The organism is Actinophytocola sp., assembly GCF_035712165.1.
GTDB lineage: Bacteria > Actinomycetota > Actinomycetes > Mycobacteriales > Pseudonocardiaceae > DASYTH01.
This window is the reverse complement of sequence record NZ_DASTBH010000140.1, coordinates 1-26076: the sequence shown is the minus strand read 5'-3', so window position 1 is coordinate 26076 and position 26076 is coordinate 1. Positions and strand designations below refer to the sequence as shown.

25 protein-coding genes and 2 pseudogenes are annotated in these 26076 nt (G+C 68.7%); 16 read left to right on the top strand and 11 right to left on the bottom strand.

The window, feature by feature from the left end; translation table 11 throughout:
• Positions 1–311 precede the first annotated feature (311 nt).
• Together VFO68_RS07810 and VFO68_RS07805 are read right to left on the bottom strand one after the other, a co-directional pair.
• A complete protein-coding gene (locus VFO68_RS07810; RefSeq protein WP_325157498.1) occupies positions 312–2534 on the bottom strand; it encodes a LuxR C-terminal-related transcriptional regulator in 2223 nt (740 codons plus the stop codon).
• Positions 2535–2881: 347 nt separating this feature from the next.
• Positions 2882–3904, bottom strand: coding sequence for an LLM class flavin-dependent oxidoreductase (locus tag VFO68_RS07805; RefSeq protein ID WP_325157497.1), 1023 nt, complete (start codon positions 3902–3904; stop codon positions 2882–2884).
• A gap of 189 nt (positions 3905–4093) precedes the next feature.
• Here VFO68_RS07805 and VFO68_RS07800 point away from each other — a divergent pair, with 189 nt between their 5' ends.
• The 5 genes and pseudogenes from VFO68_RS07800 (at position 4094) to VFO68_RS07785 (ending at position 6476) form a co-directional block, all read left to right on the top strand.
• A complete protein-coding gene (locus VFO68_RS07800) occupies positions 4094–4609 on the top strand; it encodes a DinB family protein (RefSeq protein ID WP_325157496.1) in 516 nt (171 codons plus the stop codon).
• 418 nt (positions 4610–5027) lie between these two features.
• Positions 5028–5969, top strand: coding sequence for a tyrosine-type recombinase/integrase (locus VFO68_RS07795; protein WP_325157495.1), 942 nt, complete (start codon positions 5028–5030; stop codon positions 5967–5969).
• Positions 5947–6024, top strand: a pseudogene (locus tag VFO68_RS34240) (hypothetical protein); the annotation flags it as partial. The gene VFO68_RS07795 and the pseudogene VFO68_RS34240, both read left to right, overlap by 23 nt.
• Positions 6025–6174, top strand: coding sequence for a hypothetical protein (locus VFO68_RS07790; RefSeq protein WP_325157494.1), 150 nt, complete (start codon positions 6025–6027; stop codon positions 6172–6174). It abuts the pseudogene before it with no gap.
• Positions 6175–6332: 158 nt separating this feature from the next.
• On the top strand, positions 6333–6476 hold the full coding sequence (locus VFO68_RS07785; protein ID WP_325157493.1) for a hypothetical protein: 144 nt from the start codon (positions 6333–6335) through the stop codon (positions 6474–6476).
• 224 nt (positions 6477–6700) lie between these two features.
• Here the strand turns inward: VFO68_RS07785 and VFO68_RS07780 are convergent, their stop codons facing one another.
• The 3 genes from VFO68_RS07780 to VFO68_RS07770 all read right to left on the bottom strand — a co-directional run bounded on the left by VFO68_RS07780 (position 6701) and on the right by VFO68_RS07770 (position 10970).
• Complete coding sequence (locus VFO68_RS07780) at positions 6701–8767, bottom strand: SpoIIE family protein phosphatase (RefSeq protein ID WP_325157492.1); 2067 nt, start codon at positions 8765–8767, stop codon at positions 6701–6703.
• A gap of 3 nt (positions 8768–8770) precedes the next feature.
• A complete protein-coding gene (locus VFO68_RS07775) occupies positions 8771–9898 on the bottom strand; it encodes an ANTAR domain-containing protein (protein WP_325157491.1) in 1128 nt (375 codons plus the stop codon).
• A gap of 487 nt (positions 9899–10385) precedes the next feature.
• Positions 10386–10970 carry a TetR/AcrR family transcriptional regulator gene (locus tag VFO68_RS07770; protein ID WP_325157499.1) on the bottom strand — a complete coding sequence of 195 codons (585 nt, stop codon included), beginning with the start codon at positions 10968–10970 and terminating at the stop codon, positions 10386–10388.
• 101 nt (positions 10971–11071) lie between these two features.
• Here VFO68_RS07770 and VFO68_RS07765 point away from each other — a divergent pair, with 101 nt between their 5' ends.
• The gene (locus tag VFO68_RS07765; protein ID WP_325157490.1) at positions 11072–12013 is read left to right on the top strand and encodes an alpha/beta hydrolase family protein; all 942 of its coding nucleotides are present in this window, start codon (positions 11072–11074) and stop codon (positions 12011–12013) included.
• A 317-nt stretch (positions 12014–12330) separates the two neighbouring features.
• Entirely contained in the window at positions 12331–12906 is a 576-nt protein-coding gene (locus tag VFO68_RS07760) for a LysE family translocator (RefSeq protein WP_325157489.1), read from the top strand.
• Positions 12907–12923: 17 nt separating this feature from the next.
• Here the strand turns inward: VFO68_RS07760 and VFO68_RS07755 are convergent, their stop codons facing one another.
• Complete coding sequence (locus VFO68_RS07755) at positions 12924–13166, bottom strand: hypothetical protein (RefSeq protein ID WP_325157488.1); 243 nt, start codon at positions 13164–13166, stop codon at positions 12924–12926.
• 225 nt (positions 13167–13391) lie between these two features.
• Between VFO68_RS07755 and VFO68_RS07750 the strand changes: the two genes are divergently transcribed.
• Both VFO68_RS07750 and VFO68_RS07745 read left to right on the top strand, forming a co-directional pair.
• Positions 13392–13712 carry a hypothetical protein gene (locus VFO68_RS07750; protein WP_325157487.1) on the top strand — a complete coding sequence of 107 codons (321 nt, stop codon included), beginning with the start codon at positions 13392–13394 and terminating at the stop codon, positions 13710–13712.
• Positions 13709–14005: a hypothetical protein gene (locus tag VFO68_RS07745; RefSeq protein WP_325157500.1), complete on the top strand. Its 297-nt coding sequence runs from the start codon at positions 13709–13711 to the stop codon at positions 14003–14005. Before VFO68_RS07750 ends, VFO68_RS07745 begins: the two co-directional genes overlap by 4 nt.
• Positions 14006–14031: 26 nt before the next feature.
• Here the strand turns inward: VFO68_RS07745 and VFO68_RS07740 are convergent.
• A pseudogene (locus VFO68_RS07740) lies at positions 14032–14238 on the bottom strand (hypothetical protein); the annotation flags it as partial.
• A gap of 507 nt (positions 14239–14745) precedes the next feature.
• On the opposite strand from VFO68_RS07740, the gene VFO68_RS07735 reads away from it, so the two are divergent.
• Complete coding sequence (locus tag VFO68_RS07735) at positions 14746–15711, top strand: acyl-CoA desaturase (RefSeq protein ID WP_325157486.1); 966 nt, start codon at positions 14746–14748, stop codon at positions 15709–15711.
• Here the strand turns inward: VFO68_RS07735 and VFO68_RS07730 are convergent.
• From VFO68_RS07730 to VFO68_RS07720, 3 genes are all read right to left on the bottom strand, one after another.
• The gene (locus VFO68_RS07730; RefSeq protein ID WP_325157485.1) at positions 15680–16009 is read right to left on the bottom strand and encodes a hypothetical protein; all 330 of its coding nucleotides are present in this window, start codon (positions 16007–16009) and stop codon (positions 15680–15682) included. The genes VFO68_RS07735 and VFO68_RS07730 overlap by 32 nt on opposite strands.
• Positions 16010–16125: 116 nt before the next feature.
• Positions 16126–16566, bottom strand: coding sequence for a hypothetical protein (locus VFO68_RS07725; RefSeq protein WP_325157484.1), 441 nt, complete (start codon positions 16564–16566; stop codon positions 16126–16128).
• Complete coding sequence (locus tag VFO68_RS07720; RefSeq protein WP_325157483.1) at positions 16563–19124, bottom strand: multicopper oxidase domain-containing protein; 2562 nt, start codon at positions 19122–19124, stop codon at positions 16563–16565. The genes VFO68_RS07725 and VFO68_RS07720 overlap by 4 nt, the downstream gene beginning before the upstream one ends.
• 138 nt (positions 19125–19262) lie before the next feature.
• On the opposite strand from VFO68_RS07720, the gene VFO68_RS07715 reads away from it, so the two are divergent.
• The 5 genes from VFO68_RS07715 to VFO68_RS07695 all read left to right on the top strand — a co-directional run bounded on the left by VFO68_RS07715 (position 19263) and on the right by VFO68_RS07695 (position 24717).
• Positions 19263–19745, top strand: coding sequence for a hemerythrin domain-containing protein (locus VFO68_RS07715; RefSeq protein ID WP_325157482.1), 483 nt, complete (start codon positions 19263–19265; stop codon positions 19743–19745).
• Positions 19746–20641: 896 nt separating this feature from the next.
• The gene (locus VFO68_RS07710; protein ID WP_325157481.1) at positions 20642–22975 is read left to right on the top strand and encodes a nitric-oxide reductase large subunit; all 2334 of its coding nucleotides are present in this window, start codon (positions 20642–20644) and stop codon (positions 22973–22975) included.
• Entirely contained in the window at positions 22972–23634 is a 663-nt protein-coding gene (locus VFO68_RS07705) for a hypothetical protein (protein ID WP_325157480.1), read from the top strand. Before VFO68_RS07710 ends, VFO68_RS07705 begins: the two co-directional genes overlap by 4 nt.
• Positions 23631–24449: a slipin family protein gene (locus tag VFO68_RS07700; protein ID WP_325157479.1), complete on the top strand. Its 819-nt coding sequence runs from the start codon at positions 23631–23633 to the stop codon at positions 24447–24449. The genes VFO68_RS07705 and VFO68_RS07700 overlap by 4 nt, the downstream gene beginning before the upstream one ends.
• Complete coding sequence (locus VFO68_RS07695) at positions 24439–24717, top strand: hypothetical protein (RefSeq protein WP_325157478.1); 279 nt, start codon at positions 24439–24441, stop codon at positions 24715–24717. Before VFO68_RS07700 ends, VFO68_RS07695 begins: the two co-directional genes overlap by 11 nt.
• A gap of 184 nt (positions 24718–24901) precedes the next feature.
• On the opposite strand, the gene VFO68_RS07690 is transcribed toward VFO68_RS07695, so the two are convergent.
• Positions 24902–25147 carry a hypothetical protein gene (locus VFO68_RS07690; protein ID WP_325157477.1) on the bottom strand — a complete coding sequence of 82 codons (246 nt, stop codon included), beginning with the start codon at positions 25145–25147 and terminating at the stop codon, positions 24902–24904.
• A 397-nt stretch (positions 25148–25544) separates the two neighbouring features.
• Here VFO68_RS07690 and VFO68_RS07685 point away from each other — a divergent pair, with 397 nt between their 5' ends.
• Positions 25545–26066, top strand: coding sequence for a hypothetical protein (locus tag VFO68_RS07685; protein ID WP_325157476.1), 522 nt, complete (start codon positions 25545–25547; stop codon positions 26064–26066).
• Positions 26067–26076: the final 10 nt, after the last annotated feature.

Here is a 26076-nt window from a genome sequence, read left to right as displayed (position 1 = left end):
GTACACCGCGTTCTCTATCACCACCGACACCGCGAACGCGATCGCCGCGGCGCCGACGAGCCGGCCTCGAACGAACCAACTGCGGACGTTCTCCCTGGTCGCCCCTTCCACGCTCATCCCAACTCCGCTCGCCCGTCGTCTGGCCGTCGGGCCACGACCGTCGCTGCTGCCGGTCTTGCTCATGATTGACGTCCTATTGGTCGGCGACGTGTTTCCCGAGCCACGTTCCACCGGGACCGTCGCGCCGGCTTCACCCGGACGCTCACCTCACCCGGGTGAAACCCGACCGGGTCACAACACGAGAAGCGGACCTACAGCAGGCCCAGCTCGCGGGCGCATTGCACGGCGTGGCGCCGGTCCCGTGCGGCCAGCTTGCGGAAGATGCCGCGGCTGTGGGTCTTGACCGTGTTGAGCGAGACGAACAGTTCGGCGGCGATCTGCCGCTGGGACAGCTGACCAGGCAGCAGGCGCAGCACGGCGAGTTCCCGGTCGGTCAGCGGCTCGACCGGCCCGGGCGTGCTGGTAGGGATGGACTGGGCCAGGCGGTGCCGGTCGCGGATCCGGCGTAGCCGCGAGCCAAGCACGCCAGGGTCGGGACAGCGGTCGGCGATCTCCTGCGCGTGCTGCAGCAGATCGGCACCGTCGGGCGCGCCTGCGGTCAAGCGGACGTCGGCGGCGACGGCGTACACGTACCCGGCGTCGAGCGCGCCGAGCGGTCGGCGGGCCAGCTCCAGCGCGCGGTCGACGTCGCTCGCCACCGCGGCCGGGTCGGTGGCGGTGGCGGCCCGGACGGCGTGGGCCATGGCGAGCCGGTGATAGCCGGCCAGACCGCGCTGCCGGGCGGACTCGATCGCGCGGTCGGCGGCATCGTGGGCGGCGATCCGCGTTCCGACCTCGGCCTCGGCCAGGGCGAGGTAAATCCAGGAGAGGACGTCGACCGTGGCGGCCGCATCGACCGCGGCCCGCTGCCGGGCGATCTCGAGGGTGCACCGGGCGTCGGCCAGCCGGCCCGCCCAGGCCAGCGCCATTCCGACGGATGTGGCCATCGGCGACATCAGCTCGCTCAGCCGGTCGGCGGCGAGCACGGGCAGCGCCGCATCGAGGGCGGCGGCGACGGTGCCCCGGAACAGCGCGATGTTGATCTCCAGGGCGTCGTAGAGTGGGTCCCAGGCGCGGTTGTCGTCCTCGCGCATCGCGCGGGCGCGGGTCAGGCGTTGCTGGGCGAGGTCGATCTCGTTACGCAGCAACGCGCACCAGCCCGCTTGGAGCACGCATCCCGTGATGGAATCGGCGGCGTCGCCGACCTCTGCCAGCATGCGGTGCAGCGTGTCGGCGGCGCCGGCGGCGATCAGTCGCCAGCCCAGACCCGCGGCCAGGACGGCGGCGGCCTGCAGCCGGTCGCCCGCCAGGACCAGGTGCCGCACGACCGGTTCGGGCTCGCCGTGCTCGCCGAACCAGGTCGCGGCCCGGCGATGCAGTTCAGGCAGCCGGTCGGGCAGCGAGCGGGTGGCCTCGGCCCGCAGCAGGTCGAGCACGAGCTGGTGGTGTCGGTACCAGGTGCCGGTGCTGTCCAGGGGCCGCAGCAGCTGGTTGGCGGCGGCGAGCCGGACCAGCCACTGCGTCCCGTCGTCGCGTCCGGTGAGGTGGTCGACGAGCGGCCCGCAGAGCCGGTCGACCACGCAGCTGGCGAGCAGGGTGTCGCGGTCGTGGTCGGCGAGGCTGTCGAGCAGCTCGTCGGCGAGGTAGTTGGAGACCAGGCCGTCGGCACCGCCGAAGGAGTCGACGAAGGTCTGCGTGTCGTCGCTGCGTCGCAACGACAGGCCGGCCAGTACCAGGCCGGCGGCCCACCCCTCGGTGCGTCGGCACACCTGCTCGATCTGAGCGGTGTCCAGGCCGTGCGCGGTGCCGAGCATGGCGGCCGCCTCGGCGACATGAAACTGCAGGTCGTCTGTGCGGAGCTCGATCATCCGACCCCGGACACGGAGCCGGCCCAGGCGCAGCGGCGGGTCGGTCCGGCTGCCGATGGCGACGGTGACCTGCGGCGGCAGCCGGTCCAGGAGCAGGGTCAGTCCGTTGTGCACGGTGGGGCTGTCGACCAGGTGGAGGTCGTCGAGCACGATCAACAGAGGCGATCCGGCGTCGAGCAGGTTCACCAGCACCGGAACCGTTGCCTCGCCGGCACCGCCGGTGGCCCGGGCGGCACCCGCGACGACCTCGGCGACGCCCGCCCGGACGCGGTCGACGGCTGCAGCGACGCCGGACCAGAACCGTGACGGGTCACGGTCGACGGCGTCGACCTGCAGCCACGCGACATCCTGGTTGCGCCGGTAGCCGAACTCGTCGGCGAGCGCGCCCAGCAGGGTCGTCTTGCCCGCGCCGGCCGCAGCGCTGAGCAGCACCAGAGCGACACGCGGGTCCTCGACGGCGACGCGCAGTGGTCCGAGCAGGTGCTCGCGGACCACGTAACGGGCCGGTGCCATCGGCGGCACGACACGGGTCACCATCACCGTGTCAGCCGCCGCCGATGGTGCCATCCGGCGAGAGTACCGCTCCACGGTGTACCGGGCCCTCGCCCGAACCCGCGCAACGACCTGATCGCTACTTTGCCCCTCGGGTCAGCTTCGGGAGTCCATACCTAGACGCCAACCAGAAGCCGGGTGAACAGCAAGGCCAACGGCACGAGGAGAGTGAGCGCATGCGCGTTGGAGACCCTGTCGTGTTCAAGAAGCCGCAACTGGCACGGGCCGACACGCCAACTTCATGAACAGCTCCCGGAAAGGACGAGAGCGCGCCTGATACCGGACATCCACTCATCGGCACGAGCGCGCATTCCCCCGATCTTCGGCGACCGTGGTGCGTTCCCTGCCTGTCAGTTGTGGGTTCAGCGCCAGCCGAGTCCGGGGGCGACGTGGGTGAGGATGTCCTCGAGCAGGTGCGTGTTGTAGTCGACGCCGAGTTGGTTGGGCACGGTCAGCAGCAGGGTGTCGGCCTCGGCGATCGCCTCGTCCCCGGCCAACTGCGCGACCAGCACGTCGGGTTCAGCGGCGTAGGTACGGCCGAAGATCGCCCTGGTGTCGGCGTCGAGGTAACCGACCTGGTCGCTGCTCTCGGCGTCACGGCCGAAGTAGGCGTGGTCCAGCTCGGAGGTGAGCGCGAAGATGCTGCGCGATACCGACACGCGCGGCTCGCGCTGCCAGCCTGCTTCGGCCCATGCCTTGCGAAACGCCCGGATCTGCTCGGCCTGCTGAACGTGGAACGGCGCCCCGCCCTCGTCGTTCTTCAGGGTCGAGCTCATCAGGTTCATGCGGTGCTCGGCCGCCCACACTGCGGTGCTGTTGGAACCGGCACCCCACCACATCCGCTCGCGCAACCCCGGCGAGTGCGGCTCGACGCGCAGCAGCCCCGGCGGGTTGGCGAACATCGGATGCGGGTTGGGTTGGGCGAACCCCTTGCCCTCCAGCACCGTGAGGAGGACCTCGGCGTGTTTGCGGGCCAGGTCGGCGTCGGTGTCGCCGTCGCTGGGCTGGTAGCCGAAATAGCGCCACCCCTCGATCACCTGCTCCGGTGAGCCCCGGGAGATGCCCAGCTGCAACCGGCCACCGGCGATCAGGTCCGCCGAGCCGGCGTCCTCGGCCATGTACATCGGATTCTCATACCGCATGTCGATCACCGCGGTACCGATCTCGATGCGTTCGGTCTTCGCCCCGACCGCGGCCAGCAACGGAAACGGCGAGGAGAGCTGCCGGGCGAAGTGGTGCACCCGGAAGTACGCACCGTCCGCGCCCAACTCCTCCGCGGCCACGGCCAGCTCGACAGCCTGCAGCAACGCCTCCGACGCCGACCTGGTCTGCGAGTGCGGACTGTCCGACCAGTGCCCGAACGACAAGAAACCGATGTTCTTCATACCCGCGAGAACACGCGACCCCACTGGTTGATTCCTCAACCACCCGTCCTGATGACGACAACCGACCAAGCTCACTGGCCAACTGGAAGCAGCAACGAGGACTTGGGCCGACTCGAGCAGCACCGCACGGACCGGCGCCGAGGCCAACACCTGAGGGAGGCCTCAGCCCTGCGAGCAGACAATCGGCGGATGGATCGTTCTGCGGTGCACGAGGAGATGGAGCGGGTGCGCGTGTCGTTCCACGAGCTGTTGACGAACGCGTCCCGTACGGATCTGCGCCGGAAGTCGGCGGGAACTCGGTGGAACAACAAACAGTTGCTGTTCCACATGCTGCTCGGCTTCCTGATTATCCGCGCGCTGCGCACCCTTGTCGTGATCTTCAGCCGACTGCCCGAGCCTGTAGGTCGGACCTTCGCCCAGTTCCTCAACGCCGCGACTGTGCCCTTCGACGCCATGAACTTCGCCGGTTCCTGGCTCGCCGGCACGGTCCTGCCCCGACGGGCACTCCTGCGTTTGTTCGACCGCGTCATCGCCTCGCTGCACCGACGCCTGGACCGCGAATCCGACACTAACCTGGCACGCACCATGCACTACCCGACCCGTTGGGACCCGTTCTTCCGCGACGTGATGACCCTCGCGGACGTGTACCGATTCCCCACCCGGCACTTCGGCTTCCACCAAGCCCAACTCAGCCTGGCCCCCTGACTGCAAACCCGGAAATAGGTCGAGAATCCGTTCGAGAGGTCGGCATCGTTGTGATCAGTCGCAACGTCAGAGTGGTCGCGCCACATCTGATCTTCGGCGGTCAGCCTGGTGCATTCCGTTTCTGTTGATCCACACGCGGCCAAGTGGCGTCAACGGACATCCCGAACTCCACAGCGGGCCCTGCATCGCGGCAGAGCAAGGCCGAAGGCCTCTGAAGGTTTCGTTCCCTTGCAAAACCCTAGCCGCAGCAATGCATGCCAACCCTGAGTGCTGATCATGATCGGTGGTGACCATGATGAGGAAGGCCAGGTTCGTCGGCGTGTTTCAAGGCTGCCACGACGAGTGCGCAGCGCTGTCGACGACACGGGTTCTGTTTCTCCGCCGAACTCGGACGCGCATCGGCGGTCGGCGCCGTCAGGTGACCAAGGCCGGGTGCGCCAGCGCCGCCGACGAGGCTGCGGCCAGGGCGACAGTGGTCGACGCCTACCGCGCCGGGCACTGGCCGACGCACCCGTCGATGACCGTGGGGGAGTGGCTGCAGCAGTGGTTCACGACCGAAACCACCGCCGGAACGCTGCGCCCGACCACCGCCCGCTGCTACCGCCAACGACTGCACGACTACCTCATGCCGCGGCTGGGCGCGGTTCGGCTGTCCCGGCTGCGGGTTGCTGACATCACCGCCCTGGACGCGGCGATCGCAGCGGCGGACCGCTTGCAGGAGCAGGAGAACATCCGGGCCGCCGCGACCGGTCGAGCACCGCGCCCGATCCGCCGCCCGCGACCGTTCGGCCCCACCTCTGTGGTTCGGCTGCATGGCGCCTTGCACGCCGCGCTCAACGCGGCGGTGCGCGCCGGTGAGGTTGCGTCCAATCCGGCCCGATACGCCGAAGTGCCGCGCCGCACACGGGCCAAGGTCCAGCCGTGGAGCCCGCAGGAGTACGGAGCGTTGCTGGACTACCTGCAGGACACGCACGACCCGATGGCAGCGCTGTTTCGAGTGGCCGGTCATACCGGACTACGCCGAGGTGAGCTGTGTGGCCTGCGCTGGACCGATGTGAACACCCAGCGTCGCGTGCTGGTGGTCCGTCGCCAGATCCGCGACATCGGCGCCGGCCTGACCATCGGCAAACCCAAGACCCGCAGCGGCGAGGACCGCATCGTCGACCTCGACCGCGGCACCGCAAGCATGTTGCACTTCCTGCGCCTACGGCAGCGTCGCGACACCCTCACCGCCGGCAGTCACGACAGTGGCTTCGTGTTCACCGGCCCGGACGGCCGGCCCTGGCACCCGGCCACCGTGTCACACCGGTTCCGGCGGCTCACCGCCGCTCGCCGGCCTGCGTCGCTGTCGCTTCCATGACCTACGCCACCTCGCCGCGTCGCTGCAGCTGGCCGCCGGCATCGACATCGCGATCGTGTCCAAGCGCCTGGGCCACTCCACCTACACCATCACCGCCGACACCTACTGCCACCTGCTGCCCGGCGTCGGCCAATACGCCGCCGAAGCCGCCGCCAAAACTCGTGCCCCGCCGACGACGACCGGCCACTGCCTAGCAATTCCCTAACATCACGCCCAAACGATCACGGGCCGAGGCATGGCCTCGGCCCGTTTCCGCTGGTAACAGGTGTGCGCCGCCAGGGACTCGAACCCCGAACCCGCTGGTTAAGAGCGCGCCGTGTCGGGTGGCAACGCCGCCGCCGAGCACCCACGGAGCACCCCAGGATGCCGTGGTTCGGTGAGTTGCTGGCGAGTATTGCCGCGCGCGTGCCGTTGCCGCAGGACGCGATGATCGACGCGGGCTTTCCGGGCGCTGCGGGTGTTCCGGTTGCCGCGTTGTTTGAGCTCATCCAGGACGGACGTCAATGACAAGGTCCCGGAGGGTATCAAGGGAGCGCTTACGTCCGTGACGTGTGGTGTTGTCTGAGCCGACGGATATCGACCTACCGGCTGACCAAACTTTCGGACAGGACTGAACGGCCAGCAGGAGACCAATTCCAGTCCACCCCAGGCCCGACCCTCACGAGCGCGATGAGACCGCTCGAAGGCTCGAGCAGCCTGGCCGCGGCGGATCCTTGACACACCTCACGTCGCTAGGGGGCTGGCTGGTGATCTTCTGGGTCGTGCTGTGGGTCGCTGTGTGTTGTGTGGTTCGGGCTAGCTGGACCGGTGGGGTCGGTGGTGGTGTGGGGGAGGTTGACCAGGGCGAGGATGTGGTGGGCGGGGCTGCCGGCGGGGGCGTAGAGCCGTAGCGCGGTGTTGGTTGTGTGGTGGGTGGTGGCGCGGTGTAGGACGGCGACGGCGGCGCTGGCGAGGTGGGTGACCGCGGTGAGGTCGATGGTGAGGGGGTGGGTGTGGCCGAGCGTGAGCCGGTCGAGTTCGTGGGCGAAGTGGTCGCTGGTGGTGGCGTCGAGTGGGCCGTGGACGGCGATCCGACTGGCGGATGCGTGGGGTTGGTCCACGATCAGTGTCGGCTCGGGTGGGTCTTGGCGGGCGTCGGTGGGGCCACGCCCGTGGGTGATGTGGTCGGCGGTGAGCAGTCTGGCGGGGTGGGTGAGCCGGTGGTGCACGGTGGCCGTGGTGCCGTTGGGGCTGTGGCTGATGTCGAGATGGTCGACGAGTTGGCTGGTCAGGGCGAGTCCGATGCCGTGGTCGCGGCGGAATTGGTCACTGTTGGGCCGGGCGCGTTCGTGCCAGTGCCCGTCGTCGGTGACGTTGATGCGGGCCACTCCGGCGGGGTCGAGGGTGCCGGTGACGGTGACGGTGCCCTCCACGGAGTCGGGATGGCTGTGCTCGACGGCGTTGGTGACCAGCTCGATCACGGCGTGCTGCAGTGCGCTGTGATCGTCGTGGCCGACCGCGTGCTCGCGCAGCCAGCGGTGCACGGCGAGGCGGCTGGTGGTGATCGCGGGTAGGTCGGCGTCGAGGCGTAGGTGTAGGGGTTCGACCGGCGTGATGCGTTGCGCGGCGAGCAGGGTGATGTCGTCGGTGTGCCCGGTGGCGCGCACCAGCATTTCGGGGATTTGCGTGCAGGCTCGCTCAACCGCGTCGAGGCCTGGGTCGCGCAGCGCGCGACCGGCGACGGTGTCGGCAGCTACCGTGGCCAGTTCCGCGGTCGCGGCGGCGGGTCGCCGGCCGGGGCGTTCGATGATGCCGTCGCTGTAGAGCAGCACCACCTCGCCGACTCCGAGTTGATCCTTGGCCACGGTGTAGGTGGCCTGGGTGCCCAACGGTCCGCAACCGGACGCCGGCAGGTAGCGAGGTTCCTCGAGGGTGATGACCAGCGGCGGTGGGTGTCCGGCCGAGCCGTAGACGAGGGTGCCGTCGACGGGATCGAGGACGGTGATGCACACGGTCGCGGCGTGGGCGTCAGGTACTCGGGTCGCCATGCGGTCGGCGGCGGCCAGCGCGGTCAGAATGTCTCCGGTCTCGTCCAAGCGGTCCTGCAGTACCGCCCGCAGCTGGCCCATCGCCGCCGAGGCCGCCACGCCGTGCCCGACGACGTCGCCCACGACCAGCGCGACCCGGCCGTCGGAAAGCGGGACCGCATCGAACCAGTCACCGCCCGCGGCGTTGTCGCCGTCGGCGAGCAGGTAGCTGCCAGCCAGCCGGACCGAGGGCAGAACGGGCAGGCCGGGGGGCAGCAATTGGCGTTGCAGGCTGGTGATCACATCCCGGGCCTGCTCGTAGCGTTGCTCGGCTTCGGCGGTCTCGCGCTGCGCCTGGCGCCGGGCCCGCTCCTGCTCGGTGACATCGAACGCGACCACTGACATCCCGATGACCTGCCCGTGCGAATCACGACGAGGCGAGACGGTGAAATCGAAGAACAGCTCGTCGAGCTCACCGGTGCCAGTGCGGTCGTACTGCGCGCGCCAGGCTCGCCCGGACTCGGGCTGTCCGGTCTCATACACCCGGTCGAGGGTCTCGAAGACCTGCTGACCCACCACCTCGGGGACCGCTTCCCGATAGGTCAACCCGACCAACTCCTCGCGACCCATCGCCTGGCGGTAGCCCGCGTTGGTCGCCACGATGCGGTGCTCGGGACCGTCGACCGCGAACGTCAGCACAGGCAGTTGGTCGTAGATCTTTCGAACCACGTCGCTCTCACCCACCCGACGCGCCAGCTGGCTGGCGTTGTCCTCGTTCGCGTCGTCCAGCACCGTTTACTCCGGTTCGCTCGTCGCCGACGGTGGCACGTCGAGCTCGGTGTGCCGGGTGGCCAGGTCGGTGGCGAGGTCGAGGAGTCTGATGTTGAGCTGCCGGGAGGCCTTGGACAGCAGGTCGAAGGCCTCCTCGGCGGTGATGCCCTGGCGGTTCATGAGGATTCCTTTGGCCTGGCCGATGATGTCGCGGGTGTCGATGGCGCGGTGGAGTTGGGCCTGTCTCAGGCCGGCCAGTTCCGCGGTCCGGGCGTGCGCGAGGGCGAGCGAGGCGTGGGTGGCCAGCAGCAGGGCGGCGTGCCGGTCGGCCTCGATCAGACCGTGTGCCCGGCGGTAGTAGACGGTGAGCGCGCCGGACAGCCAGGCCGATCCGGGACCGGGCAGCAGGGCGGTGCAGATGATCGCCCGCAAACCGTGGCCGGTGGCGGCGGCTGCGAACTCGGGCCAGCGGTGGTCGATGCGCAGGTCGGCGCTGGCGACGTAGGCGGGTCCTTCGGCGCGGCTCGCGTCCACGCAGGGTCCCCTGCCGCTGCGGTACTGCACCTGGTCGAGTTCGGTGGCGAACCGAGCGGTCTGAGCCGGCGTGAAGAACGCATTCGCTGGATCGAGCAGGGTCACGCTGACCAGGTCGCAGCCGGGGATGACGAGCCGGGTGGCGTGCACGATGTGGTCGAGCGCGTCGGCGACCGTGGTGGCGCCCAGCACGGTACGGGTCAACGACTCGAACTGGCCGATCAGCCCGTCCACGCCGGCTCCGGAGGGCCGTTCACCCGGCTCCGCGGTGGAGATGACGGGTTTGGTCAGCGCCTGCTGGAGGTCGGCGTACCGGGGCAGTTGCCGGGCGGGATCCGCGAAATCCAGGGTCCGCGCAACGATACTGCCGGGTTCGATCAGCAGCCGGCAGTGCACACCGCACACCCGACCGGAATCGGCGAACTGCCGCAGGGTGCGCACGCCCTCGCCGGCCAGCAGTTCCAGGTTCCGCAAATCCAGGATGACCAGCGCCGGCGGTGTCAGCCTGGCGGTCGCGTCCAGCAACGCAGCCATGACATCCCCGGCGGTCGACCGGTCCACGGCGCCGGATAGCCGCAGCATCAGGGCTTCGTGGGCGATGGTCGGATCGACACTCACCTGTGGTGTCACTGTCGGCTCACTTCCCATGCGCCCAGGCCGATCTGGCGCGCTCGATTGTGCCCGCTTACCAGTGTGCGTCCAGGCCTTCGATCGGAGGTTCACCCATATGGATTCACCAATCGATCGTCTTGTGTGGACATACCTGTGGACTTGACAATCAGCGACGTAGGACGTGCCATTCCACTGGTGCAGAAATCAGTTTTGTCCACGAATTGGACGATTTATCCGCAATGCGGGACCCGGGCATGTCGTGCCTCGATCAGCGACCACCGGGACGAATCCCCCGTCCAGCGGAGCGAGTCGCTCGCAGTCGAGCCGGAACGCGACCAGCCCGGGGATCAGTTGCAGGGCCAGGAAAACGAACCAGGTGATTCCAGAGCTGGCCGAGGGTGGCCGGCGCCTCGGTCCAGGCGATCGCCTGCTCCTCGTAGGCGATCCCCAGCCGGCCCGAGGTCCTGCGAGCACTGGTCGAGGTGACTCCGGTTCACGGCGGCGGCTGCCGCAGTCCCCGAAGGAGCAGTCCGACCAATCGACGCGGGTCATAGCGCTGGCGGTTGTCGCCTCCGATGCAGAGGTTGCCGATGCCGCGCATCAGTTCGTAGGCGTGCGTGCCGGGCCGGATTTCACCGGCGTCGACCGCGGCGTCGAGTAACTGCGCACAGACGGGTACCAGGCGGTCGAGGAAGTAGGCGTGCAGCGTCTCGAAGCCGCTGCTGTCCGATTGCATCGCGTTGGCCAGTCCGTGCTTGGTGACGAGGAAATCCACGAAGAGGTCGACCCACTCGCCCAGTGCCGCGAACGGCGAGCCGGCACCGGCCAGCAGAGCCGTGCCGGCCTCGGCGCATGCCTCGACCTGGTGGCGGTAGACGGCCGCGATGAGATCCGCCCGGGTGGGGAAGTGACGGTAGATCGTGCCCATCCCGACCCTGGCCTTCGCCGCGATCTCGCGGATCGGCGCGTCGACACCGGAGGTGACGAAGACCGCGGCCGCTGCGGCGAGCAGTGTCTGCTGGTTGCGCAGGGCGTCAGCCCGTTTGCTGCGGGTTGGCACCTCGCCGGATGCGGACACCGCGCTCTCCTCCCGGTCGCCGTTGACAAAGCGGAACACTGCTCCGTATCGTTCCGGAACGATGCTCCGCTTGAGTGTAGTGCAGCGAAGGGAACCCCATCATGACCGCATCCACCTCCCCACCCGCTCCCGTCCTCTCGGTCAGCCCGGTGGTGCTGCCGGCTCCCGGCCGTGCCGTGGATCTGCGGGTGCGCGTCTCCGCGCCGGTGACCGGCGGCCAACTGCCGATCATCGTTTTCTCGCACGGCCAGGGCTACTCGAACCACCTCTCCTCGCTGGACGGTTACGCCCCGCTCGCCAGTTTCTGGGCGGCGCACGGATTCGTCGTGATCCAGCCGACCCATCTGAGCTCCCGGACGCTGAACCTGAGTCCCGACACCCCCGGGGCGCCGATGTTCTGGCGTTCCCGGGCCGAGGACATCACGCGCATCCTCGACCGGCTCGACGAGATCGAGGCCGCGGTCCCGCAGCTGTCCGGGCGGCTGGACCGAAGCAGGATCGCCGTCGCCGGGCACTCGATGGGCGGTCACACCGCGAGCCTGCTGCTGGGCGCGACGCTCATCGATCCCGACCACGCAACGGAAGTGAACCTGGCCGAGCCCCGGATCACAGCGGGGGTGCTGCTCGCCGCGCCCGGCCGGGGCGGCGATGCCCTCACCGAGTTCGTGGCGCAGAACTACCCGTTCTTCTCGACGATGGATTTCTCCACCATGACGACACCCGCACTCGTGGTCGCCGGTGACAAGGACACCTCCACCCACCTGACGGTCGCGGGCGCGGACTGGCACGCCGATCCGTACTTCCTTTCGCCGGGGCCCAAGTCGCTGCTCACCCTGTTCGACGCGGAGCACGGGCTCGGCGGGATCTCCGGATACGACGTCGCCGAGACCACCGACGAGAACCCTGAGCGAGTCGCCGCGGTACAGCGGCTGACGTGGGCCTATCTCCGCACCACCCTCAACTGCGAGGAATCCGCGTGGCAGGCGGCGCGCGACACACTGACTGCCGACCGCAACCCGCTCGGACGCGTCGAATCCAAGTAAGCCACCGAACAAGCGGGTGCCGGCTCCCCGCCGAGCGGGCCAGAGCGGAGTCCTGGGCACACCAGGACTTCCTCGCGGCCTGTCTGCGGCGTAAGGTCGCTCGCGAGTCTCATCGCCGCGAGGGCCGTATCCGCGCCGCTCGGTTCCGCCCCGCAAGTCGTTAGAGGGTCAACGGCGGCCGGAGAAGTCACCCTCTCGAATACGAAACGTCACCGTTCCGCGCGGCGTTATCGGCGCCGGGCTGGTTGTCGGTGGCCACGGCTAGCCTCCGTGTCGTGTTCTCCGCCTCGACCCTGGCGGCCTTTCTGGTTGCCAGCGTGACCATCGTGCTTCTGCCCGGCCCGGGCCAGGCGCTGGTGCTGGCCCGCAGCATCACGGGTGGCTTCCGCAGGGGACTCGCCGCCACGTTGGGCCTCAACACCGGCACCGTGCTCCATGCCGTTGCGGCCGGATTCGGGTTGTCTGCAGTGCTGGCGGCCTCGACGACCGCGTTCACCATGGTCAAGTTGGTCGGCGCCGGGTATCTGGTGCTGCTCGGCGTGCTCGCCTGGCGGTCCGGTGGTCGCCCGGATCCCGCTCCGCGCGGCCGCCCGGGTGGTTACCTCAGCGCGGTGCTGGTCGGTGTGCTCAATCCGAAGGTGGCGTTGTTCTTTCTGGCGTTCCTGCCACAGTTCGTCGACCCGGGAGGGGGAGCGGTGCTGGCCCAGTTTCTCGCGCTGGGCCTGATGCTGGCCGGGCTGAGTGTGGCATGGGACTGCGTGTTGAGCTTGGCGGCGCACGCCATGTCGGCGCGGATCACGGCCAACGAGCGGCTGGCCTGGTGGCGGACGCGGATCACCGGCGGGTTGTTCGTGGGGCTCGGGGTCCGCCTGGCGTTCACCGAGCAACACTGAGTGGCAATTCCCGCAGCTCAGTCCTTCCGTTCACCATCGAGCTTCCGGGATGCCATCGGGTGTTCGACGAGTGCGAGAACCTTGCTTGCCATGAACCGCGCAGTGCGAATCGGCGTGCCGGTGCGGGTGACCTCCACGACCTCGACCACGCCGCGACCGATGCTGACCTCTACCCGCCGACCGGCTCGCGTCGCCACGACGTCGTAGGTGCGGGTCGAGTCGCCGGCATCCACCACGATCTCGACCCGGTCACCCTTCATGCTCAGTCTCCCGGCCATGTCGACAAGCACCGCTCACCTCAACTATACCGAATATTTGTTCGATTTGGTCACTGTCAACCGCCTCGCCCGGTCAGACAGCGTGCCCGGTTCAGGCAGTAGGCGGTGAGCGCCGCCCGTTCGGCCGGCTCGTCGTTGGGCGGTATGTCTGTCGGTGGTGGGCGACATCGCTCCGCCGCGGCGGCCGGCACGCCATACCATCGTGGGGTGGGCGCGCGGATCGTGCTGGCGATGTCGCTGCTGGTCGGCTTCTACCTGCTGGCAATCGGAATCGTTGCCGGCCTGATCGCGCTCATCGTGGTTCTGGTGTTTTCCGGGTATCCCACTGGGTCGGCCGTGCCGGTGGCCATCTTCGCCGATGCGATGATCGTCGTCGTGGCCGTCGCGTTCGGGCTGTCACTGCGCGAGCGGGTGTGGCCGGCGGGGGTCGCGCTCACCGAGGCGGACGCGCCAGAACTGTGGAATCTGTTACGGGGACTGGCTTTCCGTGCCGAGGTGCGGCCGCCGGATCAGATCCGATCCGATTGATCGCCGAGGCGAACGCGTGGGTGTTCGACGACGCCGCATTCTGGGGGACCGTCGGGGAATGCCAGCGGGTGCAGCCGCAGCACGGCATCCTGGCTGATCATGGTGTGCCGCAGGCCGGGCAGTCCGAGCGGCGCTGTATCTCGAACGAAGTACTGGTGATCCCATCGGACCAGGCTCCAGTGCAGCATCCGCCCGCGTACCTGCGTTGGCAGGCCACCGAGGTGATAGACCACCTCGAGTGCGCACATCTGCCCGGTGACAGCTTCGAGGCGCCGATGTCGTGCTCGGTGTAGAGGAGCTGCCGGCACAGGTTCGGCTCCTCTACCACGTCGAACTCAGCGCAATGCAGTGCGCCGACACCGCTCGCCACCAGGCTCTGGGCGACCGCCGATCCGGTGCCGCCGCGTCCTCGGCGAAGCCGGCCGCGATGACGTCGTCGACCGCCTCGTCCACCGAGTCCGGTCGATGTCCGGATGGTCCCCGCGACACCGCGCGGATTCCGGCCGTGGTCGCGGGTGCCGTCCATCAGCGTGAGGATCCGCTCGACCGCCCCGGTGTCGTCCTCGTTCTCCGCCGCGACACCGTCCTGCCGAAGTCCCAGCGTGATGCGGTTGCCGGGCAGCACGACGGGCAGTGCGGTCCTTGATTCGCGGCCTCAGCACGATCGGTCCCTTCGGTCCTCGAACGTGCGGAGGACAGGCGCCGGGCGAATCACTTTCGGGTGAACAACGCAGGTCGGAACGCCAACGACGGGTCGCGGTCGCTGTCCGGTCGGTGCTGCTGGTGCTAGCGTCGTTGCTACGCCGTCAACAGCGCCCGGACCCTGCGTTCGACGACCACATCGTCACTGAGCAGGCCGTACTTGTCTTTGCGCGCATGGCGTTGAGGGATCGGTAGCGGTCGGTCACAAAGCGTTGGGAGCCGATCGTGGATCATTCGCACAACGAGGTTGACAGCCATGCCGGTAGCTGACGTGTCGCCGGCACCCCCGCCCGCGGCGCGGCGGGGCAGCGAATTCTCGGAGCTGTCCAGGATGGTCCGGAGGGAAGGGCTGCTCCGGCGTCGGTACGCGTACTATGCCGTGCGGATCACGGTCAACGTGATGATGTTGGCCGTAGGCACGGTGGCGTTCGTGCTGGTCGGCGACTCCTGGTGGCAGCTGCTCATCGCGGCGTATCTGGCGATGGTGTTCACCCAGTTCGGATTCATGGGTCACGACGCCGGCCACCGTCAGATCTTCAGCTCTCGGTGGGCCAACGACCTCGCCGGATACGCGCATGGTGCCGTCACCGGGTTCAGCTACGAGTGGTGGGTCGGCAAGCACAACCAGCACCACGCCCATCCCAACCACGAGGACCACGATCCCGACATCGAGATCCCCGCGTTGGCGTTCAGCCGGGAACAGGCACTCGGCAAGCGCGGCCTGCTCCGCTGGGTGACCAGGTATCAGGCGATCCTGTTCATCCCGCTGCTGATGTCCGAAGCGGTGATGCTGCGCATCGCCAGCGTTCAGGCGGTGCTGCGACGTGAGGTCAGGTCCGTCGCGCTGGAGGCGGTGCTCCTCGTGACCAACCTGGTCGGCTCGCTGCTCCTGGTGTTCCTCGTACTCTCCCCACTCAAGGCGGGGGTGTTCATCCTGGTGCACCAGGGCCTGATGGGTGTGTACCTCGGGTGCTCCTTCGCTCCCAACCACAAGGGCATGCCGATGCTGGCCAAGGACGACAAGGTCGGCTACCTGTACAAGCAGGTGCTCACGTCCCGCAACATCTCCGGCGGCCGGTGGGTGGACTTCCTCCTCGGTGGCCTCAACTACCAGATCGAGCACCACCTGTTCCCCAGCATGCCCCGACCCAACCTCCGGCGCGCACAGGCACTCGTCCACGACTTCTGCACCCGGCACGGCGTCTCCTACACCCAATGTGGCCTGCTGGCCTCTTACGCCTGGGTGCTGCGCCACCTGCACGAAGTCAGCGCACCACTACGAACGCGAACGCGGTGAACTCGGCTCCGCGGCGATCAAGCAGCTCGGCGCCGTAGACCGTCCTGATGCCACCCGGTGCCAGCCTGCGCCGGTGCGGTCCGCGCTGTTCATTGTCGATGAGCTCCCAGTGGACGGACCGTTCCGGTTGGCAGGCCTGCGGGGCGGCGCCGCGGCTCGGGCCCGGATCCACCGGCGTGGCCAGGACGTGTTGCTCGGCAACGGATGCGGCGAGGTCGCGCGAGTAGTTGGCCACCTCGGCGAGGATAAAGGGCGGGTAGCGGTCGGTGCCCAGGGCGCCGTAGCCGTCGTAGTTCACCCGCCAGGTCCAGCGCAGCCCGCCCGCCTTGGTCCATCATCTGGGTGATTGGGGTCGTGGGCCAGGGTGCCACCGGAGGCAGCCGAACACCACCCACGACACCGGCCGGCTCGGGGTCACGCTTCCACAAGGCTGGTAGCGAGCAGCACGACGCCGATCGAGCCGATCAGTGCGGTGATGGCGGCGGTTCTTGCCGCGGCCGGCCGGTTTCCGGCCTGCGCGATGCCGTGCAGGATCGCGGCGATCATGACCACGGTGAACAGGAGCAGTTTGGCCGCGAGGGTTCGGCCGTAGCCGGGGTGCAGCAGCGCCGCCCAGGTGACGCCGTGCCGGCCGGCCAGCAGGATGCCGGTGCTGACCTGGATGGGCAGGAACAGCGCGGCGGTCACGATCGCGAACCGTTTGCCCACCGCACGCAGCAGTTCGGCCCGGTCGGCCACCGCCAGTATCCGGCGGACGGGTGGAAGCAGGACGACGGTGATGGTCAGCTGTCCGCCCACCCACACGACGGCGCCGAGAACGTGCAGGAACCGTACGAGGGTCCAGATGTCGATCATTGGGGCGCCGTGACCGTGAAGGTGCCGTGGGCGCCGTTTTCGGCGTGCCGCATGTCGTGGTCGACGAAGGGATAATGGCCCGGCTCGGGGAACGTCAGCTCGACGAAGCCGCCCTGGGCCGGTGCCAGGTCCAGCACCTGGGCGCCGCCGGCGGTTTCGGTCGGCCGCAGCAGCCAGGCACCTTCCCGGTAGACGGTGTCGAACTGGGCTCCGACGACGTGAAAGGCCGTGGTGTCACCGGGTCCGGCGTTGACGACCCAGATCCGCACCCGCTCGTTGCCGTGGGCGGTCAGTGGGGCGTGGTCGTACTGGGCGGCCATGCCGTTGAACGTCCACCCGTCCGGCTCTCCGTCTCCGATCTTGCTCACCTGACCGTCGCTGCCTGGTTCGCCGAGGTAGAGCTGGGAGCTGACCAGGAGGTACTCGCGGTCCACGGCGGGCAGTCCGGGTGGGTCGATGATCACCGCGCCGTACATGCCGTTGGCGATGTGCTGCGACATCGGCATGGTGCTGCAGTGGTAGAGCCAGGCGCCCGCGCGGGTCGCGGTGAACCGGTAGACCAGCCGCTCGCCGGGCGCGATGGTGCGCATGGGCTGGTCCGGGGCCAGCGCGCCGGCGTGGAAGTCGATCCCGTGTCCCAGCTCGGCCTCGTTGATCAGGGTGATCTCGAACTGGTCACCCACCCGGCCGCGCAGCGCCGGTCCGGGTGCCGAACCGTTGAAGACCCAGCGCCGTTCCCGCCGTCCCGGGGCGACCTCGACCTCCCGTTCGGTCACCCTCAGGTCGGCCTTGTGCAGCGTCCCGGTGGCGGGCGGGAGCGTGGCGTCGCGGGGTGTCCACCCGGGTGCGGGGTCCGCCGCGAGGTTCAGGCCCGGGCCCGATTCCCGGCCATTGCCGGGATCCTCGGGGGTGTGCTGGTGTCCGCCGTGCACCCGGATGGCCATGGTCATCCCGGCGGCCCGGTGTCCGGCGACCGCGCACCACGCCTGCCGGTCCGCGTGGACCGGCCCGACATCCAGCAGTGCCGTCTCGCCACGGGAGAGCCGAGGCGTGCGCTCGCCGCTGTCCAGCCGAAGGTCGTGCGGCATCGCCTCCTGGTTGGTCACGCGCAACACGAGCCGGGTGCCGGCGGGCACTTCGACGGTGTCCGGCTGGACCCGCATCCCGGTCAGTACCACCTCGATGGTGCGCGCATCGCCCGAGGTGGACGATTCGGTGCCGTCCCGCCCACCGGTGGCGAAGGACACGGTGAGCACCACGACGATCAGTCCAACCAGAACACCGGTGGTCGTGCCCCGGGAGTGTTCGCCGGCGGGTTGCCCGGTGAGACCGCCGCGCAGCGCCACCGGTAGCGCGACCCGCAGTGCCAGTGTGACGAAACTCGCGAGGCAGATCGCGGCGACCGCCCACCCGATCTCGGGCACGGGCCGCGGCAACCCAAGGGCCACCAGTGGAACGGCGACGTTGGCCGCGACGATCCGTGGGACGGCGCCGCGCTCCAGGACCGCGGCGATAGCCTTGTGCTCGGCCGGTCCGCGGCCAAGCACGACCGGCAGTAGTTGGGTCAGCGCGCCGACGAGCACCTGGGCGGTGAACCCGGCGGCGAGGACCGGCATGATCGTGGTGACGATGTCGGGGAGGGCGTCGATCGATCCGGCGACGATGAGCCTGCCGGCGTCGAGCAGCACCGCGACGCCGAGCCAGGCGGTGCTCGCGGCGAGCATCCACGCTGCCGGTCCGCGCGGCGTGTCGGTGGGCAGCAGCGCGACGATGGCGATGGCGGTTCCCGCGGCGTAGCACAACAGGCCGGCCGCGGTCACCCATACCTGGGCGGCGAGCACGCCGCCGGTGACCAGGATCAGCCCCGCCCCGAGGGTCGGCAGCGCGCGGCGGGCGGCCGTGACGGTGCGCTCGGTGATCCGGGTTCCGGTCGTGGTCGGCCACAGGGTGAACAGGGTGCCGAGCACCGACAGTCCCACCCAGCCGAGCAGCGTGAGATGCACGTGCGCCGCCCACAGCCGGACGTACCAGTGGCCGGCTCCCGCCGCAAGGCCCGCGCCGAGCACCGCCCCGCCGGCCAGTGCCGCGCTGGCGGCGGCGTAGAAGCCGATCAGGTAGCCGAACCGGCCCAACACCGCGGCCCGCTTGGTGCGGAGCAGGTGAACGGTGTGGATGGTGGCGATCACGGTCACACCTGCGCCGCCGGCGCCGCTGAGCACGACCACGTCGGCCACCACGCCGACGAGCGCCGTGACGACGAACACGTTGAGCACGCTGAGCCCGAGCGCCAGGCGCCGCGGCGATGGGCCGGGCACCCGGCACAACGCCACGACAAAGTGCTCCGACCAGATCACGATCGCGTTGGTGACCGCCCCGAGCAACAGCGCGTGCAGCGCAACCCACGCCGGTAGGCCCAGTAGATCGTGCCCGGCCAACAGGCCCACCGCGACAGCCAGCCAGCCGAGCACCACGACATTGGCCCACACGAACACCGAACCCCGGGTACCGGCCCGCCGGCCGGTGGCCGATGGCGCGGCGAGGTCTACGAACTGCGTCACCCACTCAGGAAATCCCGGTAGCTGCCGATCAGAGTAGGGACGATGGTCCCGTCGGGGTATGGCCTTGGCCACTGCCGGGTCGACCCTTGCCGACCGACACTTGAGCCTGGCGGGCCGGTGTGGAGAGAGGGCTGCAACGTGTGTGAGTACTGCGGATGCCAGGCGCTGGACGCGATCGCGGAGCTGACCCGGGAACACGACCACGTGGTCGCCCTGATCAGCGAGGTGCGGACCGCGCACGCCGCGGGTGACGTCGCCACGATGGCGACCCTCGCCACTCGGATCGCCGCCGTGCTCGCCCCACACAGCGCGGTCGAGGAGCACGGCCTGTTTCCGGCGCTGGCCGATGATTTCCCCGACCATGTCGCCGAACTGACCGCCCAGCACCGGCACATCGAGGACGTCCTCGGTGCGGCCGCCGCCGGCATACCCACCGACCCGGACTGGCCCACCCGGCTCATGGACGCATTGCGGTTGCTGCGCGACCACATCCTGGCCGAACAGGACGGTGTGTTTCCGGCCGCACTGGCCACTCTCGACACGGCCCAGTGGGATGTGATCGACACCATCCGGAACCGGGTCGGAACCATGGTGCCAAGCACCCCTGCCACAACCGGGTAGGCCTGTCCACGACCTCTGGATCCCGGCCGGGGTCGGTGATCCTGGTACGGGCAGCCGTCGCGCCGGGCCGGGATGGTCGACGGCGGTGGACGAGCACAACGAGACCGTGCGCCGGGAGTTCACCCGGCAGGCCGCGCGGAGATCGAGACGGCGCTGCGCGCGGAGCTTGCCGGCGGACCGGTACCGACTCCGCCCACTGCTGCGCGACGGCGAACTCACCCACCTGTGGGCCACGGTCATCGCGATCCAACCCGGCCTCGTTTTAGCCTGGGCCGTGGGTGCCCGCGCCGACCGACAACCTTCGCCGGCTGCGCGGCGATCACCTCGTGCGCGACCACGCGATCGTTGTCGGTGTCAGCCAACAGATCCACACTGCGGATGGCCCACACGTAGGGACTTGGTCGCGAACTCCACCTCATCAGGGATGTCCGCCGCACGGCAGCGGTCCCGATCGTCGATCCAAGACTGGGGCAGATACAGCTTCTTTCCGTTCCAGAAATGCGACCAGGCCAGACACGTAATTCCCGCACCCGGGCACGGGGTCGGACCGGGCGAACCGATCAGCGATCCGTTCGTGCACTGTCCCTTCGCGCCGTTGTCGGTGGCTTCAGCGTGAGGTCGGGGCCACGTCGTCGATCACTCGCTCGGGTGACAGCTGTCCCAAGCTCGGTGGCCGGCCGAGGGCGGCTGGATGAGGGTCGAGCAGTCGAAAGAGTACTTGAGTGTCCCTTTGACACGGAGCGCGCTCAGTCTGCGCAAGATCCGACTTGTCGATACGGTCGTGATCCATCGTCGGCGAACGGAGGGCCGAGAACTTGTCTGATGTGGAGTTGAAGGGCTCCGGGAGGGCAGAGCTGAGCCTTTCAAAGGGATGGGTTCAGGGCGTCGCCCTGGTCATGGTTTTCGGGTTCTTCGTGATGGGCCTGCTCGCCCTGCGGACCTACTCCGACTCGATGCCGTTGCCGAATCGGGTGACCGGTCCGGGCGGTGAGGTGGTCTACACCGGGGCGGAGGTGACCTCCGGGCAGCAGATCTTCCTGCGCCGAGGGCTGCAACAGTACGGCTCGGTGATGGGTCACGGGGGATACCTCGGCCCGGACTACACCGCGGAGTACCTCCGAATCTCTGCCGAGCACATCAATGACGAACTCACCGGTTCCGGGCAGCAGGAGCCCTCCGAGGCGGTCAAGCGGATGTTGCGCGAGAACCGCTACGACGAGGCCAGCGGCGAGTTGATGTTCACCGCGGAGCAGGTCTCGGCGTTCGAGGACGCCACCAGGCACTACGCCGACTTCTTCGGCACGAACAGCACGAAGAACGGCCTGATTCCTGAGGTGATCACCGACCGCCAGGAGATCCACGAACTGACCGCGTTCTTCTCGTGGACAGCGTGGGCAAGCGCCGCGGAGCGGCCCGGCCACGACTACTCATACACCAACAACTGGCCGCCCGAGCCGCGCGTCGACAACACGCCCACCGCCGACATCGTGGTCTGGTCGGGCCTGTCGCTGACTGCCCTGTTGGTCGGCCTGGGCGCGCTGTTCGCACTCTATGGCCGATGGAGCCGAAAGATCGGTTGGCACTCCTCCGAGCAACCAGCCCTGGCCTTCCGTCAGCCGGGCGAGGCGCGGATCACCAAGGCGCAGAAGGTGACCGCGTGGTTCTTCTTCGTCGTTGCCGCGCTCTTTCTGGTGCAGGCGCTGCTGGGTGGTGCGATCGAGCACTACCGCGCCGACCTGAGCACGTTCTTCGGTATCGACCTCGCACAGGTGTTGCCGTTCAACCTCGCCCGCACCTGGCACCTACAGTTGGCGCTGTTCTGGACGGCGGCGGCGTTCCTCGCCGCCGGCGTCTTCCTCACGCCGATCATCGCGGGTCGCGAGCCCCGGCGACAGCACTGGCTCGCATGGGGTCTGCTCGGCGCGCTGGTGATCGTGGTCGTCGGTTCCTTGGCCGGAGAGGGGATCAGCATCTTCGGCGCTGACTGGGCGAAAGGGCTGATCTTCTTCGATCAGCAGTGGGAGTACCTGGACCTGCCGAAGTTCTGGCAGGCCCTGCTGGTCGTCGGCCTCTTCCTGTGGATCGCGATCGTCTATCGCGGCCTCCGGTCGCGGCTGAGGACCGAACACAAGCTCAACATGCCGTGGCTGTTCCTCTACGCGGGCCTGGCGATTCCGGCGTTCTACGCAGTCGGCATGATCGCATCCGCCGGGAGCCATCTGACCGTCGCCGAATTCTGGCGGTTCTGGGTCGTCCACCTGTGGGTGGAGGACTTCCTGGAGTTGTTCACCACGGTGATGGTGGCCTACATCTTCGTGATGCTGGGCGTGGTCCGGCGCCAGGTCGCCATCCAGATCATCTTCCTCGACGTCATCCTCTACTCCGCGGGCGGCGTGATCGGGACCATGCACCACCTGTACTTCTCCGGCACGCCGGTGGAGCACATGGCGCTCGGTGCGTTCTTCTCGGCCCTGGAGGTGATTCCGCTGACGTTCTTGACCGTCGAGGCGTGGACCTTCCTGCAACTTGGTGCCCGGCAGCAAACCCGCAGTAGTGCGCCGTTCCCGCACCGCTGGGCGGTGATGTTCCTGGTGGCCGTGGGCTTCTGGAACTTCGTCGGCGCCGGCGTCTTCGGCTTCCTGATCAACCTGCCGATCGTTTCCTACTTCCAGATCGGCACGGCGCTGACCGCCAACCACGCGCACGGCGCGATGATGGGTGTCTACGGCATGCTCGCTGTCGGCCTGGCCCTGTTCGCCCTGCGCTACATCGTTCCAGCGGCGAAATGGCCGGACAAGCTGGCGAAAATCTCCTTCTGGTCGCTCAACATCGGCCTGGCCTGGATGATGTTCGTCACCCTGCTCCCGCTGGGCATCCTGCAGCTGTGGCACTCGGTGAACGACGGATACTTCGAGGCCCGCACGCTCGGCTACCTCACCGAGCCCGGTAATGCGCTGCTGGAATGGATGCGAATGCCCGGTGACCTGATCCTGATCATCGGCGGCGTGCTGCCGTTCCTGTGGATCACCTATCTCGGCGTCCGCTTCGGCATCAAGGCCACGGCGACCGAGCTGCCGCCGGAGACGCTCTACGTCGAGGAGACCGCCGAGGCGGCGCAGGACCGCACCGGCCTGCCGGTCCTGGCCGGCTCCCCGGGCGCGGCCGGGGAGGCGCCCCGGTCGCGAAGCCGTTACGCCTCCGACCAGCGCGACGAGACGCAGGAGCCGTGACCGGGTTCTCGGCCTCCGCCGTGGCGGTGGAAGTCTGGCTGGCGGCCGGCTATTGCGTGGCTCTGGTAGGGCTTGCGCACGTCATCGACGCGCTGGCGCGCCGTGCGGCCTCGGTCTCCGAAGGCGGCATGGCTGGTGGCTTCGTCTATCACAAGGACCACGACGCGTGGCAGTGCCCGCAAGATCAGTGGCTGTGGCCGCAGTCCTTCGACGCGCAGAACCGCGTGATGCGCTACCGCGGCACGCCGTCGGTCTGCAACGCCTGCCCGGTCAAGGACAGTTGCACGGCATCCGGCTCCGGGCGCGAGATCCAGCGCGCGGTCGACTCGTGGCCGGCCTCCGAGGCGGCGCGTTTCCACCGCGGTATCGCCTGCGCGGTGGTGGTTCTGGGTCTGGTGTGGCCGCTCGGCATCGCGCTCACCAGCCCCGGCCCCGACGCGCTGCTGGTCCTAGCCGTAGCCGTGGTGGTGGCACTGCTGCTCAGCGTGCCGTTATGGTCCCACCTACGTCGCAACCGCGTGTTCATCCCCGAGGGGATGGTCCACCGATCGCTCGACGATGCGGTCGCCGAGCGGGAAGCGGCCGCGGCCGCGGTGGTGCGCCGGCGGTCGAGCTACAGGTCCGACCGACGTGAGCCTGGATCGGAGGCCGCACAGTGATCATCGCGATCGTCGTCGTCATCCTCGTGCTGCTGATCCTGGCCGGGACTTCGGTGCGGGTGCTGAAGGAATACGAGCGCGGCGTCACCTTCCGGTTAGGACGGTTGCGGGAGCCGCTCGGCCCAGGCGTCCGGGTGCTGCTGCCGGGCCTCGACAAGCTGGTCCGGGTAGACCAACGGGTCGTCACCCTGACCATCCCGCCGCAGGAGGTGATCACCCGCGACAACGTCCCGGCCCGGGTCAACGCCGTCGTGCTCTTCCACGTGGTCGACCCGGTCAAGTCGGTGATGTCGGTAGAGAACCACGCGGTCGCCACATCCCAGATCGCCCAGACCACCCTGCGCTCGGTCGTCGGCCGCGCGGACCTCGACACGCTGCTCGAGCACCGGGCAGACCTCAACGAGGACCTCGCGAAGTCCCTCGACTCCATGACCGAGCCGTGGGGTGTCAAGGTCCACGTCGTGGAGATCAAGGATGTCGAGATTCCCGAGGCGATGCAGCGGGCGATGGCGCGCGAGGCCGAGGCGGAGCGGGAACGGCGCGCGAAGGTGATCAACGCACGCGGCGAGCTGCAGGCGTCCGCGCAGCTGCGGGACGCCGCGAAGACGCTCAGTGAGAGCCCGGCGAGCCTCCAACTGCGCTACCTGCAAACCCTGCTCGAACTCGGCGCCGACCACAACTCCACCGTGGTCTTCCCCCTACCGATCGACATCATCGGCCCGTTCCTCGACGCCATCCGCGGTCAGGCCGCGCCCGGTGTCAACGGCGCCTCACCACCGGGCCACACCGCGGAAAGGACGACTCATGACCACTGATCTCGACGCCGAGAAGGGCCGCCAGATCCGGCTGATCCCGCTCGTCCCGGGAGCCTGGCTGGTGATCCTCGGCGGCGGGGTGATGGTCCTGGGCCCGCTGTTCGGATTCCTCATCGGCACCGTCCACGGGACCGAGAGAGACACCCTCGGGGTGAGCCCGATCTTCCTGTTCCTACTTCTCGGATTCCTCGTCGCCGGTATCGGGCTCGGCATCGCGCTCCTCGGCCTACGCCGCATCCTCCGCAACCGCACAACAACCACCGACTGAACAAGTTGGAGGTCCTCCTCCTTGCCCGAGTGGGGGGTGGCTGTCATCAGCAGCAGATGGCGGGTGATGTCGCCGAGCTGCTCACCGAGTTGGAAGCGGTTCGTCTTCTCCAGCTTGGCGCCGAAGTAGTGCGCTCCCATCCGGTGCGCCTCGTCGACAATGATCAGGTCCCATTCGGTCTCCGTCAGCCGCGCTCGCAGCTCTTCATTGCGGGCGAGTTGTCCATCCGGGCGATCAGCAGCGGGTGCGTGTCGAAGACGTTGAGGTTGATGCTCGTGTCGATCAGTTGGTTGGTCAGCAGTTGGAAGCGCAGCCCGAATTTGAACAACAACTCGTCCTGCCACTGCTCGACCAGGCCGCCAGGTGCGACGACGAGGCACCGTCGCACGTCATCGCGCAGGATCAGCTCCGTGATGCAGAGCGCGGCCATGATCGTCTTCCCGGCGCCGGGGTCATCGGCCAGGAACCGCAGCGGCGTGCGGCTACCGCTACAACGAAGCCGATGTGTGGGCTTCCCTCGGCGACGCCCATCACGCCGCAGGCGACGTGGCGTCGGCTGGTGCCGCCTGGAAACGCGCCTTCGACCAACTCGACCAACTCGGCCACGGGGATGCCGACAACCTGCGTGCCAAGTTGAACAGTCTGGTCGGCCCGACCCTACAAACGGGCTCCGGTAGAGACACTCAGCGTTCCCACCCATCCGTCGACGACGTCGGCACCAGGTGATCATTCGCAACGGCTAGCAGTTCTGGCCCTGGACGCCATCGCCTCCGGAGAACCGGAGTAGCGTGCCCCCGACCGCAAGATCGGAATACGGGGGGCAGGGCATGCGCAACTGGCTGGCCGTCACCGCGGTGACCGGTGTGGTCACCGGACTGCTGGTGGTCGGCGGGGTACTGCTGTGGGGCCGCGACGCGGACGACGGTGGCCGTCGCGCCGCCGCGGCGGGTCCCGCGCCGACCACGAGCCTGCCGGCCACGCCGGACCACTCGATGGGTGCGCGTGCGCCGGAGCCGTTTCCGGCAGTGCCGAACGAGCAGGTGGACGACGGCGACGAGGCCGGGCTGCCGCTGCGCGTGCGCACCGGCGAAGGCGGCCGGACGCTGATGGTTCCGTTGCAGGACAGCGACTGCAGCGGAGAGGAGGCCCGGCTGCTCGGTGAGTACGCCGATCGCGTCGAGGTGGAACTGCGCACGTTCGGCAAGCCGCCGCCGCCCGGGACCACCCTGGGACCGGACGGTTCGTACGGCTGTGTCAGCTTCGGCCCGTCCGACAACCCCTACGCGGTGATCATGTTGGACGGCCCGCTCGGCGACCGCCGCGTGATCATCCGCGAACGGTTCAACTAACCGGCAGGGG